Source organism: Streptomyces sp. NBC_01723, assembly GCF_036246005.1.
Taxonomy (GTDB): Bacteria; Actinomycetota; Actinomycetes; order Streptomycetales; family Streptomycetaceae; genus Streptomyces.
The window spans coordinates 4,125,268-4,137,781 of the sequence record NZ_CP109171.1 but is presented as its reverse complement, the minus strand read 5'-3'; the positions used below and the strand labels follow the sequence as shown (position 1 = coordinate 4,137,781).

The window sequence follows — 12,514 nt, the reverse complement described above, 5'->3', positions numbered from 1 at the left end:
ACTCATCCTGTCGGCCTACCGGCCGCGTTCCGCGGCGCCCGGCGGGGAAGCGGTCCGGACATGAGATTCCTCGTGTACGACCGGCTCCTCGGCATCGGTGACGACTACTGGATCGAGGACGACTCCGGCAACAAGGTGTACCTCGTCGACGGCAAGGCGATGCGGCTGCGGGACACCTGGGAGCTGAAGGACGCCCAGGGACGCGTGCTCATCGACATCCACCAGAAGATGCTCGCCCTGCGCGACACCATGGTGATCGAGCGGGCCGGCGAACCCCTGGCGCGGATCAAGCGGAAACGTCTCTCCCTGCTGCGCAACCACTACCGCGTCGCCCTGGCCGACGGCACCGAGCTGGACGTCAGTGGCAAGATCCTCGACCGGGAGTTCGCCGTCGAGTACGACGGCGAACTGCTGGCCGTCATCTCCCGCCGCCGGCTGACCCTCCGGGACACCTACGGCGTGGACGTCGTACGGGACGACGCGGACCCGGCGCTGCTGATCGCGCTGACCGTGTGCGTGATCCACCTGGCGGAGAAGGAGCGGGAGAAGGACGACGGCGAGGACGACTGAACGAGCGGGCCGGCCGGGGAAAGGGCGGCGGCTACCGCGGGTGCGGGGCCGCCGCCCCCATCACGCGGTCCTTCAGGGCCGGGAACTGCTCCCGGGTCGTCGCCACCTTCGCCGGGTCGAACTCCACCGTGAGGACCTCCTCGCCGGCCCCGGCCTCCGCCAGCACCTCGCCCCAGGGGTCGACCACGATCGAGTGACCGGCCTGCGGAACTCCGGCGTGCGTCCCGGCCGTTCCGCAGGCGAGGACGAACGCCTGGTTCTCCACCGCCCGTGCCTGGGCGAGGAGCGTCCAGTGGGCCCGGCGGCGCTCCGGCCAGCCCGCCGGGATCACGAGCGTCTCGGCCCCGGCGTCGACGAGCGAGCGGAAGAGTTCGGGGAAGCGCAGGTCGTAGCAGGTCGCCAGCCCGAGGCTGGTCTCCGGCAGACGGACCGTCACCGGCTCGCGCCCCGCGCCCATCAGCACGGCCTCGCCCTTGTCGAAGCCGAAGCGGTGGATCTTGCGGTAGGAGGCGGCCAGGTCGCCGGAGGGGGAGAAGACGAGCGAGGTGTTGTACAGCACTCCGTCCGGGCCCCGCTCGGGGACCGAACCCGCGTGCAGCCACACGCCCGTGTCGCTCGCCGCCTTGGCCATCGCCTCGTGCGTGGGGCCGGTCAGCGGCTCGGCCCGCGCCTCGAAGTCGTCGAAGGCGAACGCCCCGGTGGTCCACAGCTCCGGCAGCACCACGAGATCGGCGCCCGCCTGCTCCCGAACCAGAGCCGCCGCGCGCACTCGACGCGCTTCGGGCGTTTCGTCCTCATTCACAGCGATTTGAATCAAAGAGGCGCGCACACTACCACCGTCCTGGCGTTCGAGCCGTCCACACGGGCCTACGATCGTCACACGAAAGCACTGCCGGGGTGCCGCACAGCAGCGTAACTTAACGTCCCAAGACGCCCGCCGACCGCAACCACCGCCTGGCACCGCCGCCACCGCCCGCCCGTGTACCGACCGCCGAGGGGTCCCGTTCCGTGAGTCTGCATCCCACCCTCCAGCCCTACGCCGACGCCTGGACTCACTCCATCGAGGCGATATCCGAGCTGGTCCAGCCGCTTGCGGAAGCAGAGTGGAACCGCCGTACCCCCTGCCCGGGCTGGTCGGTGCGGGACGTCGTCTCCCACGTCCTGGGCCTGGACTCCGAGATGCTCGGCGACCCCCGCCCCATCCACACCCTGCCGCGCGACCTCTTCCACGTCACCAACGACCACCAGCGCTACACGGAGATGCAGGTCGACGTCCGCCGCCACCACACGGCCCCCGAGATGACCTCCGAGCTGGAGTACATGATCATCCGGCGCAACCGCCAGCTGCGGAACGAGTCGCGGGACCCGGGTACGAAGGTGCGCGGCCCGCTCTCCACCGAGCTGACCCTGGAGGAGGCGATGCGCCGGCACGCCTTCGCCGTGTGGGCGCACGAGCAGGACCTGCGCACCGCCCTCGGCCGCCCCGGCAACCTCGACTCCCCGGGCGCGCACGTCGCCCGTGACGTGCTGCTCGACGAGCTGCCGGCCGTCGTCGCCGAACGCGCGGACGCGCCGCGCAGCTCCGCCGTCGTCTTCGACGTGCACGGCCCGGTCGAGTTCCTGCGCACCATCCGCGTCGACATCCAGGGCCGCGGCACGCTGGAGACGGCGCCCGCGCTCGGCCCCGCGGCGACGCTGACCATGGACTGGGAGACGTACTTCCGCCTGGCCTGCGGCCGCGTGAGCCTCCAGGCGTCGGCGGACCGCATCAAGACGGAGGGCGACCCGGACCTGACGGACGCGATCCTGCGCCACTTCACCGTTACCGCGTAGCTGCGGGCAGTCGTGCCGCTGGGGCGGAACGGGTGGGCGCGGCGGCACCCCGTCACGCCGGGGTGCGAACCCACCCCCGCCCCCGCACGCGCCGGGGGACCTACGCGGGAACGTGCACCGTCTCCACCCGACTCGCGACCAACCGCTCGCTCTCCCTCCGAGCCGCCCGCTTCCGCAGCCGAAGAATCTGCGTGATCCCGAGCGCCTGCAACACGAAGACGGAAGAGAACGCGACGGCATAGTCGTCCCCCGTCGCATCCAGCAGCACCCCCACCGCGAACAACGTGGTCATCGACGCCACGAAACCCCCCATGTTCGTGATCCCGGACGCCGTCCCCTGCCGCTCCGGCGGATTCGCCGGACGCGCGAAGTCGAAGCCGATCATCGACGCCGGCCCGCACGCCCCGAGCACCGTGCACAGCACGACCAGCAGCCACATCGGCGCGTGGTCGGCCGGGTAGGCCAGCGTCACCGCCCACAGGACCGACGTCGCACCCACCGTGCCGAGCGCCAGCGGCAGCCGCGCCGCGTGGTGCCGGGCGATGATCTGGCCGTAGACCAGGCCGACGGTCATGTTGGACAGCACGACGAGGGTGAGCAGCGTGCCGGCCGTGGCCTGGGACAGCCCCTGCGCCTCGACCAGGAACGGCATGCCCCACAGCAGCAGGAAGACCATCGCCGGGAACTGGGTGGTGAAGTGCACCCACAGCCCCAGCCTCGTCCCCGGCTCCCGCCAGGACAGCGCGATCTGCCGCCGTACGTACGCGGCCCCCTGATGCGGCATCGGCTCCGGCTCGTGGCCCTCGGGGTGGTCCTTCAGGAAGAGCAGCAGCAGGACGAAGACCACCACACCGGCGAGCGCGCTGCCCGCGAACGCGGCCGTCCAGCCGACGCCGTGCAGCAGCCGGGCGAGGACGAGGGTGGAGACCAGGTTGCCCGCCATGCCGACGAGGCCGGCGAGCTGGGCGACCATCGGCCCCCGGCGGGCGGGGAACCAGCGGGTGCCCAGCCGCAGCACGCTGATGAAGGTCATCGCGTCGCCGCAGCCCAGCAGCGCCCGCGAGGCGAGCGCCGTCCCGTACGACGGTGAGAAGGCGAAGCCGAGCTGCCCGGCCGTGAACAGCACCACGCCGATGCCCAGCACCCGCTTGGTGCCGAGCCGGTCGACCAGCAGGCCGACGGGTATCTGCATACCGGCGTAGACCAGCAGCTGGAGGATGGAGAAGGTGGACAGCGCCGAGGCGTTGACGTGGAACCGGTCGGCGGCGTCGAGACCCGCGACCCCCAGCGACGTACGGAAGATGACGGCGACGAAGTAGACGGCGACGCCGATGCCCCAGACGGCCATCGCACGCCGGCCGCCCGGCGGATCGCCGGGCAGGCCGGGCCCGGCCGAGGCGGCCGTGCTCATCGGACCTCCCCCCGCGCCAGGTTCGAGAACCAGCCCACGTGGCGGCCGACGACGCCGACCGCCGCCTCCGCGTCCCCCGCACGCAGCGCGTCGAGGATCTCCTCGTGCTCGGTGAGGGTCTTGGCGATCCGGTCGGGATGCGAGTACATGACGGCGACGCCCATGCGCAGCTGGCGGTCGCGGAGCTGGTCGTAGAGGCGGGAGAGGATCTCGTTGCCGCCGCTGCGGACGATCTCGGCGTGGAAGCAGCGGTCGGTGACGGAGGCGGCGACGAAGTCCCCGGCGGCGGCCTGCTCCTTCTGCCGGGCGAGGAGTTCCTCCAGCCGTTCGACGAGGCCGGGCGGCGCGGGTACGGCCTTCCTGGCCGCGTGCTCCTCGACCAGCAGCCGGGTCTCCACCACGTCCGCGATCTCCTGGGCGGACACGGGCAGGACCAGGGCGCCCTTCTTCGGGTAGAGCCGGATCAGGCCCTCGGCCTCCAGCCGGAGCAGGGCCTCGCGCACCGGCGTGCGGGAGACGCCCACGGCCTCGGCCAGTTCGCCCTCGGTGAGCAGCGTCCCGCCCTCGTAGTGGCGCTCCAGGACACCCTGCTTGACGTGGGTGTAGACGCGGTCCGCCGCGGGGGGTTGCTTCACTGCCGTGGTCATGCCGACAGGATAGATACAACAGGGACGCAAGACGGGGCCGGTCCAGTATGCGGACTCCCGGTCACCTATCAGGGGGATCCCTCATCCCACCCCTGCCGCAGGGCAACCTTCCGTGCTATTCACGAGTCGCACAGGTGCGGCCCCATCCGCACTGACCACAACACGGCCGCGCCTCTGGGGAATTCACCACAATCGGGGTATTTGACTTGATAAACAGCATTCTGGGCAGCCGCACCCGCAGAGCCGCCGCCGTCACGCTGACCGGCGGCGTCGTCCTCGCGACCGGCGTCCTCGCCTCCGCACCCGCTCAGGCCGCCGAGCCCGAGTGGAAGGCCCACCGCGTGCGCACCGTCGCCGCCCCGGCGCCGTCGATCGCCGCCAAGGGCGGCTTCGTGATGAACGACGCCAACGGCGCCTCGCTGTACACCAAGGCCGCCGACACCAAGCGCTCCACCGGCTCCACGACCAAGATCATGACCGCCAAGGTCGTGCTCGCGCAGCCGAATCTGAACCTGGACGCCAAGGTCACGATCCAGATGGCGTACAGCGACTACATCGTGTCGAAGAACGCCTCCTCCGCCCGTCTGATCGTCGGCGACAAGGTGACGGTCCGGCAGCTGCTCTACGGGCTGATGCTGCCGTCCGGCTGCGACGCGGCGTACGCGCTGGCCGACAAGTTCGGCTCGGGCAGCACGCGGGCGGCCCGGGTGAAGTCGTTCATCGGCAAGATGAACTCCACCGCCAAGAGCCTCGGCCTGAAGAACACGCACTTCGACTCGTTCGACGGCATCGGCAACGGCAAGAACTACTCCACGCCGCGCGACCTGACGAAGCTCGCGAGCAACGCGATGAAGAGCTCGACCTTCCGCACGATCGTCAAGACCAAGAAGTACACGGCGAAGACGGTCACCAAGACGGGCGGCACCCGCACCATGGCGGCCTGGACCAACACCAACACGCTGCTGAGCAGTTACAGCGGCGCGATCGGCGTGAAGACGGGCTCGGGCCCGGAGGCCAAGTACTGCCTGGTCTTCGCGGCGACCCGGAAGGGCAAGACCGTCATCGGCACGGTCCTGACGTCCACGTCGTCCAACCAGCGCGCGACCGACGCCACCAAGCTCATGAACTACGGCTTCGGCAAGCTCTGACCGGACCGGGCCGCGCGTCCCGGGCGGGGACGCGCGGCCCTGTTCGTCCGGCTACGCCCAGCTGATCAACCGCTTCGGCTGCTCCAGGACCGCCGCCACGTCGGCGAGGACCTTGGAGCCCAGTTCGCCGTCGACCAGACGGTGGTCGAAGCTCAGGGCCAGGGTGGTCACCTGACGCGGCTTCACCTTGCCCTTGTGCACCCACGGCTGGAGCTTGATCGCGCCGACCGCGAGGATCGCGGACTCGCCGGGGTTGAGGATCGGTGTGCCCGTGTCGACGCCGAAGACGCCGACGTTGGTGATGGTCACCGTGCCGCCCTGCATGGCGCCGGGGCTGGTCCTGCCCTCCCTCGCCGTCGACACCAGCTCGCCCAGGGACCCCGCCAGCTGCGGGAGCGTCTGGGCGTGGGCGTCCTTGATGTTCGGGACGATCAGGCCCCGCGGGGTCGCGGCGGCGATGCCCAGGTTGACGTAGTGCTTGACCACGATCTCCTGCGCCGCCTCGTCCCAGGAGGCGTTGACGTCCGGGTTGCGCTTGATCGCGACCAGCAGGGCCTTGGCGATCAGGAGGAGCGGGTTCACGCGCAGGCCCGCGTACTCCTTGTCCTGCTTCAGCTCCTCGACCAGCTTCATCGTGCGCGTCACGTCGACCGTCACGAACTCGGTGACGTGCGGCGCGGTGAACGCCGAGCCGACCATCGCCGCCGCCGTCGCCTTGCGGACACCCTTGACCGGGATCCGGGTCTCGCGCGCGGTGTCGTGCGACGCCGGCGCCACCGGTGCCGGGGCGGCCGCCGCGGGGGCCGCCTGCGGCTCCGGCCGGGCCGGTGCGACGGCCGCGTGCACGTCCTCGCGGGTGATGATGCCGTCCGGGCCGGAGGGCACGACGGTCGTCAGGTCGACACCGAGGTCCTTGGCCAGCTTGCGCACCGGCGGCTTGGCCAGCGGGCGCTCGCCGGGGACCGGCGCGACGGCCGGCGCGTGGCCGTTGCCGTGGCCGTTCATCTCGGCCTGGATCGCGGCCGCCGCCGGGGCCTGCCGGTCGTCCGGGGGCTGGGCGCCCTTGCGGGGGCGGCGGCGGGTCGCGGAGGTGGAGACCCCGTACCCGACCAGGACCGGCTGGCGGCCCTCCGGCTTCTTCTCCTCCGCGTCGGCCGGCGCCTCCTCGGCCGCGGCCGGGGCCGCCTCCTGTACGGGGGCCTCGGCCGCCGCGCCGCCCACGGCGACCGCGATGATCGACGTGCCCACGTCGACGGTGGTGCCCTCGGGGAAGTGCAGCTCGCGGACCACGCCGTCGTAGGGGATGGGCAGCTCGACGGCGGCCTTGGCCGTCTCGACCTCGCACACCACCTGCCCGTCGGTGACCGTGTCACCGGGCTGTACGTACCACTTGAGGATCTCGGCCTCGGTGAGCCCCTCACCCACGTCGGGCATCTTGAACTCACGCACGGAGCTGTCCGTCATCGTCGTCACGCTCCCCTCCTCAGTACGCCAGCGAGCGGTCGACGGCATCGAGCACCCGGTCCAGGTCGGGCAGGTACTCCTCCTCCAGACGCGCCGGCGGGTACGGGGCGTGGTAGCCGCCGACCCGGAGCACCGGGGCCTCCAGGTGGTAGAAGCAGCGCTCCGTGATCCGGGCCGCGATCTCCGCGCCCGAGCCCAGGAACACCGGTGCCTCGTGGACCACGACCAGGCGGCGGGTCTTCTCCACCGACGCCTGGATCGTGTCGAAGTCGACCGGGGAGATGGACCGCAGGTCCACCACCTCCAGCGACCTGCCCTCCTCGGCCGCCGCGTCGGCGACCTCCTGGCAGAGCTTCACCATCGGGCCGTACGCGGCCAGCGTGAGGTCGCCGCCCTCGCGCACCACGCGCGCGGTGTGCAGCGGGCCCGGGATGGCCTCGCGGTTGACCTCGGCCTTGTCCCAGTAGCGCCGCTTGGGCTCGAAGTAGATCACCGGGTCGTCGCTCTGGATGGCCTGCTGCATCATCCAGTAGGCGTCCGCCGAATTCGACGGGGAGACCACCTTCAGGCCCGCCACGTGCGCGAACAGCGCCTCGGGGGACTCGGAGTGGTGCTCGACCGCGCCGATGCCGCCGCCGTAGGGGATGCGGATGACGATCGGCATCTTGACCTTGCCCAGCGAGCGTGCGTGCATCTTGGCCAGCTGGGTGACGATCTGGTCGTAGGCCGGGAAGACGAAACCGTCGAACTGGATCTCCACCACCGGCCTGTAGCCGCGCAGGGCCAGGCCGATGGCGGTGCCGACGATGCCGGACTCGGCCAGCGGGGTGTCGATCACCCGGTCCTCGCCGAAGTCCTTCTGGAGGCCGTCGGTCACCCGGAAGACGCCGCCGAGCTTGCCGACGTCCTCGCCCATGATCAGGACCTTGGGGTCCGAGTCCAGTGCGCGGCGCAGCGACTCGTTGATCGCCTTGGCCAGCGCCATCTTTTCCGCTGCCATGTCAGACCCCCTCTGCCTCGGCGAACGACGCCTGGTAGGCGGCGAACTGGGCTCGCTCCTCGTCGACGAGCGCGTGCCCGTCCGCGTACACGTTCTCGAAGATGGCGAACCGGTCCGGGTCCGGCATGGCACGGACCACTTCGCGCACTCGCTTGCCCAACGCCTCGCTCTCCGCCTCCAGTTCCCCGAAGAATCCCTCGTCCGCGTGGTTTGCGGCCTCCAGGAAGCGGCGAAGACGCAGGATCGGGTCCTTCGCCTCCCAGGCGGCACGCTCGTCGTCGTGCCGGTAGCGGGAGGGGTCGTCCGAGGTGGTGTGGGCGCCCATGCGGTACGTGTACGCCTCGATGAGCGCCGGGCCCTCGCCGCGCCGCGCCCGCTCCAGCGCCCAGCGGGTGACCGCGAGGCAGGCCAGCGCGTCGTTGCCGTCGACGCGGACGCCGGGGAAGCCGAAGCCCTGGGCACGCTGGTAGAGCGGCACGCGGGTCTGCTTCTCGTTGGACTCGGAGATCGCCCACTGGTTGTTCTGGCAGAAGAACACCACGGGGGCGTTGTAGACGGCGGCGAAGTTGAACGCCTCGCTGACGTCGCCCTGGCTGGAGGCGCCGTCGCCGAAGTAGGCGATCACGGCCGAGTCCGCGCCGTCCTTGGTGATGCCCATCGCGTAGCCCGTGGCGTGCAGCGCCTGCGAGCCGATCACGATGGTGTACAGGTGGAAGTTGTTGCCGTTGGGGTCCCAGCCGCCGTTGTTCACACCGCGGAACATGCCGAGGAGGTTGGTCGGGTCGACCCCGCGGCACCAGGCGACGCCGTGCTCGCGGTAGGTCGGGAAGACGTAGTCGTCCTCGCGGGTGGCCCGGCCGGAGCCGATCTGGGCGGCCTCCTGGCCGAGCAGCGAGGCCCACAGGCCCAGCTCGCCCTGGCGCTGCAGGGCGGTGGCCTCGGCGTCGAAGCGCCGGGTGAGCACCATGTCGCGGTACAGGCCGCGCAGCTCGTCGGGGGTGATGTCGGCGACGAACGAGGCGTACTCGGCGTACGGCGAGTTCTTGGCGGGCTCGACGCGCTCGCCCTCGGGGGTCAGCAGCTGCACCAGCTCCGTCTCGGAGCCTTTCTGAGCAGCGGTGCGGGTGGTGCGAGTGGTGCGTGCGGTGCGCTTGCCGGTGGTCTCGGCTTTGGTGCCGGTGGTGCCGGCCGCCTTGCTTCCGGCGCTGCGTCGCGGCTTGCGCGCGGCAGTGCTCTCGGTCACGTGTGCTCCTCCGTCGGTCCGGCCCCCGGGTTCGCCGGAAGCCAGTGCGGCTCACCTGTGTCCCGGCGGTCGCACGAGGGTGGGTGCGGCCCGATCGGGGGACAGGCGTGACAGGTGCCCCGGCGAGCGCCCTGCGAACTGCACGTTACCCAGTGCTCCACATTTCTGTGAAACCTCTCCTGACCTGCGTTTTTACTCGGATTTCCAAGTAAATCGGCGAAGTGCGGAAGTTGTCCTGGTCACAGCCTCGCAGGGGGCCGGAACAACGGCACGTTATCCCGGCCACCCCGGGCACGGGAAGAGTCGGTGTGTGACACTGACCGCGTGCGCGAAGACGGAAAAATCCGGGTATTCCTCCTCGACGACCACGAGGTGGTGCGCCGGGGGGTGCACGATCTGCTCTCGGGCGAGTCCGACATCGAGGTGGTCGGCGAGGCCGGCACGGTGGCCGAGGCCGCGGCCCGGGTCATGGCCACCCGTCCGGACGTGGCGGTGCTGGACGTCCGGCTGCCGGACGGCAGCGGCGTCGAGGTGTGCCGCGACATCCGCTCCCGGGACGAGTCCGTCCGCTGCCTCATGCTCACCTCCTTCGCCGACGACGAGGCCCTCTTCGACGCGATCATGGCGGGCGCCTCCGGGTACGTCCTCAAGGACATCCGGGGCGCCGAGCTGCTGAGCGCCGTACGCGGCGTGGCGGCCGGCAAGTCGCTGCTCGACCCCGCGGCCACCGCGCGGGTGCTGGAGCGGCTGCGCGACGGCGGCGCCAAGCCCGACGACCGGCTGGCCCGCCTGACCGACCAGGAGCGCCGCATCCTGGAGCTGATCGGCGAGGGGATGACCAACCGCGCGATCGGCGAGCGGCTGAACCTGGCGGAGAAGACGATCAAGAACTACGTGTCGAGTCTGCTGGCCAAGCTCGGGATGCAGCGGCGTTCCCAGGCGGCGGCCTTCGTGGCCCGGCTGGAGGCGGAGAGCCGCTGAGCCGCCCGAACCGGGACTTACGTCCCCTCCTGCCGGGGCGGGCGACTCTGTCGCCGCTGCCTCCGCTCGCGCACAGTGAGTGCATGCCCACCGACGCACAGCACGCCGTAGGTCTGCTCGCCCGCACCGCCTACGGCCGCGCCGCCACGACCATGCGCGCCCTGCCCTTCCTCGCCTTCGCGCGCCACATCGTGGCCGACGCCCGGGTCCTGCTGCGCATGCCGCGGAGCTGCGGCTACCACCAGGTCTGCGCCGGGAGCGTCGTCGCGTACGGCGCCGACAACCTGAGCACCGCCGGGCCCGGCGAGAGCCTGTGGACGGCTCAGGTGGTGGGCCGGTGCGAGGCGCACGAGCCGAGCGCCGCCGAGGTCGAGCGGTTCGGCCCCGCACCGCGCCGGGTGGACGGCGAGCCGTTCGACCCGGTGTACCTGCGAATCGAGCCGCAGTTCGGTTCGGTGCACGTCACGGAGGGCACCCTCGGCACCCTGTGAACCCGCGGCGGCCCGGTCAGCCGTTGTCCCCTTCGCCACCCGGGGCGCCGGTCCCGCCGCCGCCCTCGGTGCCGCCGGTCGGATCGCCGGTCGGGTCGCCCGTCGGCCCGGTCGGGTCCGTCGTCGGGTCGTCCGTGGGCGTCGTCGGATCGCCGGTCGGGTCGCCGGTGGGGTCGCCCGTCGGCTCCTCCGTCTGACTCTGGGAGGGCGTGTACGAGGGTGAGTACGACGGCGTCCAGTCGCCGCCGCCGGTGCCGCCCCCGCCGTTGTCCTGGTCCGTGCCCGGGTCGGTGTTCTCCTGCGTCTCCTCGTCGCTGGGCGACGGGCTGGGCGACTCGTCGCCGGTGCTCTCCGAGACGCTGGCGGACGGGCTCTTGTCCGTGTCGGTGCCGCCCTTGCCGTCATCGCCGTTGTTCAGGGCCAGCGCGACGCCGGCCGCGATGGCGATGACCGCGAGGACGGCCAGTATCCACAGCTTGCCGCGGCCGCTGCCCTTGTTGCCGTTGCCCTCGAAGCCGCCGTCGTCGCCCCCGCCGTAGCGGCCGGGCAGGATCGGCTGCGGGATCTGCTGGGTGCCCGACGCGCCGTGGCCGGCGTTCGGCATCACCGACGTGCCGGCGAGACCGGCCGCCGGCGTCTGCCGGCCGTCGTGCGCGGTGACCGGGCCGGTGTTCCAGGTACCGGTGTGGCTGCCCTGCTCGTAGAGCATCTGGAGCCCGTACTGGACCAGCCCGCGCATCTCCTCGGCCGTCTGGAACCGGTCGTCGGGCTCCTTGGCCAGGGAGCGCATCACGAGGCCGTCCAGCTCCGGCGGGGTGGCGTCGGAGACCTCGGACGGCGGCGTCGGGATGTCCTGGACGTGCTGGTAGACCACGGACAGCGGGGTCTCGCCGGTGAACGGCGGGCGCAGTGCGAGCAGTTCGTAGAGCAGGCAGCCGGTCGCGTACAGGTCGGAGCGGTGGTCCACGGCCTTGCCGAGGGCCTGCTCCGGGGAGAGGTACTGCGGGGTGCCCATGACCATGCCGGTCTGCGTCATCGTCGTGGACGCGCCGTGCAGGGCGCGTGCGATGCCGAAGTCCATCACCTTCACCGCGCCGTTGTTGGTGATGATGACGTTGGCAGGCTTGATGTCGCGGTGCACGATGCCGTGCTGGTGCGAGTAGGCGAGCGCCTCCAGGACACCGGAGACGATGATCAGCGCCTGCTCGGGGCCGGGCGCCTCGGCGTTCAGGAGGAGGTCGCGGATGGTGCGGCCCTCGACGATCTCCATCACGATGTACGGCACGGACTGGCCGCCGACGAAGTCCTCGCCGGAGTCGTACACGGCGACGATCGCGTGGTGGTTGAGGCCGGCCACCGACTGCGCCTCGCGTGTGAAGCGCGCCTTGGAGACCGGGTCCTCGGCCAGATCGGCACGGAGCAGCTTGACCGCCACGGTGCGGCCCAGGCGGACGTCCTCGGCGGCGAACACCTCGGCCATGCCACCCCGCCCGAGTCTGCGGGTCAGCCGGTACCGGCCGTCGCCGACCAGGCCGCCGTTGCCCCAGGTCTCCGGCGCGTCAGCCATACCGCCGCCATTCGCCTCGGGATCGGACGGGCCCTGGGCGCGCTGCTGCTGTGCCATCAGTCCTCGCCGTCGTTTCTGCCCGCGGTGCGCGCGGTGTTGTTACGGTCTCCGTCGGCCACGCTACAGGCTCCGCGGCGGCCTCCGGTCCGGGATGGGGGG

The 12,514-nt window shown here is 71.4% G+C and carries 12 protein-coding genes; 5 read left to right on the top strand and 7 right to left on the bottom strand.

Translation table 11 applies throughout. The features are described from left to right. Positions 1–60 precede the first annotated feature (60 nt). Positions 61–570 carry an LURP-one-related/scramblase family protein gene (locus tag OIE75_RS19015; protein ID WP_307013787.1) on the top strand — a complete coding sequence of 170 codons (510 nt, stop codon included), beginning with the start codon at positions 61–63 and terminating at the stop codon, positions 568–570. A 31-nt stretch (positions 571–601) separates the two neighbouring features. On the opposite strand, the gene OIE75_RS19010 is transcribed toward OIE75_RS19015, so the two are convergent. Continuing rightward, positions 602–1,399 (bottom strand): carbon-nitrogen family hydrolase, encoded by a 798-nt coding sequence (locus tag OIE75_RS19010; RefSeq protein ID WP_329471554.1) that lies wholly within the window; start codon positions 1,397–1,399, stop codon positions 602–604. Positions 1,400–1,578: 179 nt separating this feature from the next. Between OIE75_RS19010 and OIE75_RS19005 the strand changes: the two genes are divergently transcribed. Further along, positions 1,579–2,403, top strand: coding sequence for a maleylpyruvate isomerase family mycothiol-dependent enzyme (locus OIE75_RS19005; RefSeq protein WP_307013785.1), 825 nt, complete (start codon positions 1,579–1,581; stop codon positions 2,401–2,403). A 100-nt stretch (positions 2,404–2,503) separates the two neighbouring features. Here OIE75_RS19005 and OIE75_RS19000 read toward each other — a convergent pair whose 3' ends face one another. Beyond that, positions 2,504–3,814 (bottom strand): MFS transporter, encoded by a 1,311-nt coding sequence (locus OIE75_RS19000; protein ID WP_329471553.1) that lies wholly within the window; start codon positions 3,812–3,814, stop codon positions 2,504–2,506. Further along, complete coding sequence (locus tag OIE75_RS18995) at positions 3,811–4,461, bottom strand: GntR family transcriptional regulator (RefSeq protein WP_307013783.1); 651 nt, start codon at positions 4,459–4,461, stop codon at positions 3,811–3,813. Before OIE75_RS18995 ends, OIE75_RS19000 begins: the two co-directional genes overlap by 4 nt. 206 nt (positions 4,462–4,667) lie before the next feature. On the opposite strand from OIE75_RS18995, the gene OIE75_RS18990 reads away from it, so the two are divergent. Continuing rightward, positions 4,668–5,609, top strand: coding sequence for a D-alanyl-D-alanine carboxypeptidase family protein (locus tag OIE75_RS18990; protein ID WP_307013782.1), 942 nt, complete (start codon positions 4,668–4,670; stop codon positions 5,607–5,609). A 51-nt stretch (positions 5,610–5,660) separates the two neighbouring features. Here the strand turns inward: OIE75_RS18990 and OIE75_RS18985 are convergent, their stop codons facing one another. The 3 genes from OIE75_RS18985 to pdhA are packed head-to-tail and all read right to left on the bottom strand — an operon-like array spanning position 5,661 to position 9,316. Continuing rightward, on the bottom strand, positions 5,661–7,073 hold the full coding sequence (locus OIE75_RS18985) for a dihydrolipoamide acetyltransferase family protein (protein WP_329474017.1): 1,413 nt from the start codon (positions 7,071–7,073) through the stop codon (positions 5,661–5,663). A 19-nt stretch (positions 7,074–7,092) separates the two neighbouring features. After that, positions 7,093–8,073 (bottom strand): alpha-ketoacid dehydrogenase subunit beta, encoded by a 981-nt coding sequence (locus OIE75_RS18980; protein WP_122616625.1) that lies wholly within the window; start codon positions 8,071–8,073, stop codon positions 7,093–7,095. A gap of 1 nt (position 8,074) precedes the next feature. Beyond that, on the bottom strand, positions 8,075–9,316 hold the full coding sequence (pdhA, locus tag OIE75_RS18975; protein ID WP_307013781.1) for a pyruvate dehydrogenase (acetyl-transferring) E1 component subunit alpha: 1,242 nt from the start codon (positions 9,314–9,316) through the stop codon (positions 8,075–8,077). A gap of 324 nt (positions 9,317–9,640) precedes the next feature. Between pdhA and OIE75_RS18970 the strand changes: the two genes are divergently transcribed. After that, a complete protein-coding gene (locus tag OIE75_RS18970; RefSeq protein ID WP_307013780.1) occupies positions 9,641–10,297 on the top strand; it encodes a response regulator in 657 nt (218 codons plus the stop codon). An 83-nt stretch (positions 10,298–10,380) separates the two neighbouring features. Next, positions 10,381–10,788 (top strand): pyridoxamine 5'-phosphate oxidase family protein, encoded by a 408-nt coding sequence (locus OIE75_RS18965; protein ID WP_307013779.1) that lies wholly within the window; start codon positions 10,381–10,383, stop codon positions 10,786–10,788. Positions 10,789–10,804: 16 nt separating this feature from the next. On the opposite strand, the gene OIE75_RS18960 is transcribed toward OIE75_RS18965, so the two are convergent. Next, positions 10,805–12,412 (bottom strand): protein kinase domain-containing protein, encoded by a 1,608-nt coding sequence (locus tag OIE75_RS18960; RefSeq protein ID WP_307013778.1) that lies wholly within the window; start codon positions 12,410–12,412, stop codon positions 10,805–10,807. Positions 12,413–12,514 lie beyond the last annotated feature (102 nt).

Excerpts from the sequence above, each read along its gene's own strand:
- OIE75_RS19015 (WP_307013787.1), top strand. The coding sequence starts at position 61 with ATGAGATTCCTCGTGTACGACCGGCTCCTCGGCATCGGTGACGACTAC.
- OIE75_RS18965 (WP_307013779.1), top strand. The coding sequence starts at position 10,381 with ATGCCCACCGACGCACAGCACGCCGTAGGTCTGCTCGCCCGCACCGCC.
- OIE75_RS18995 (WP_307013783.1), bottom strand. The coding sequence starts at position 4,461 with ATGACCACGGCAGTGAAGCAACCCCCCGCGGCGGACCGCGTCTACACC.
- OIE75_RS18960 (WP_307013778.1), bottom strand. The coding sequence starts at position 12,412 with ATGGCACAGCAGCAGCGCGCCCAGGGCCCGTCCGATCCCGAGGCGAAT.
- OIE75_RS19000 (WP_329471553.1), bottom strand. The coding sequence starts at position 3,814 with ATGAGCACGGCCGCCTCGGCCGGGCCCGGCCTGCCCGGCGATCCGCCG.
- OIE75_RS18985 (WP_329474017.1), bottom strand. The coding sequence starts at position 7,073 with ATGACGGACAGCTCCGTGCGTGAGTTCAAGATGCCCGACGTGGGTGAG.
- OIE75_RS18980 (WP_122616625.1), bottom strand. The coding sequence starts at position 8,073 with ATGGCAGCGGAAAAGATGGCGCTGGCCAAGGCGATCAACGAGTCGCTG.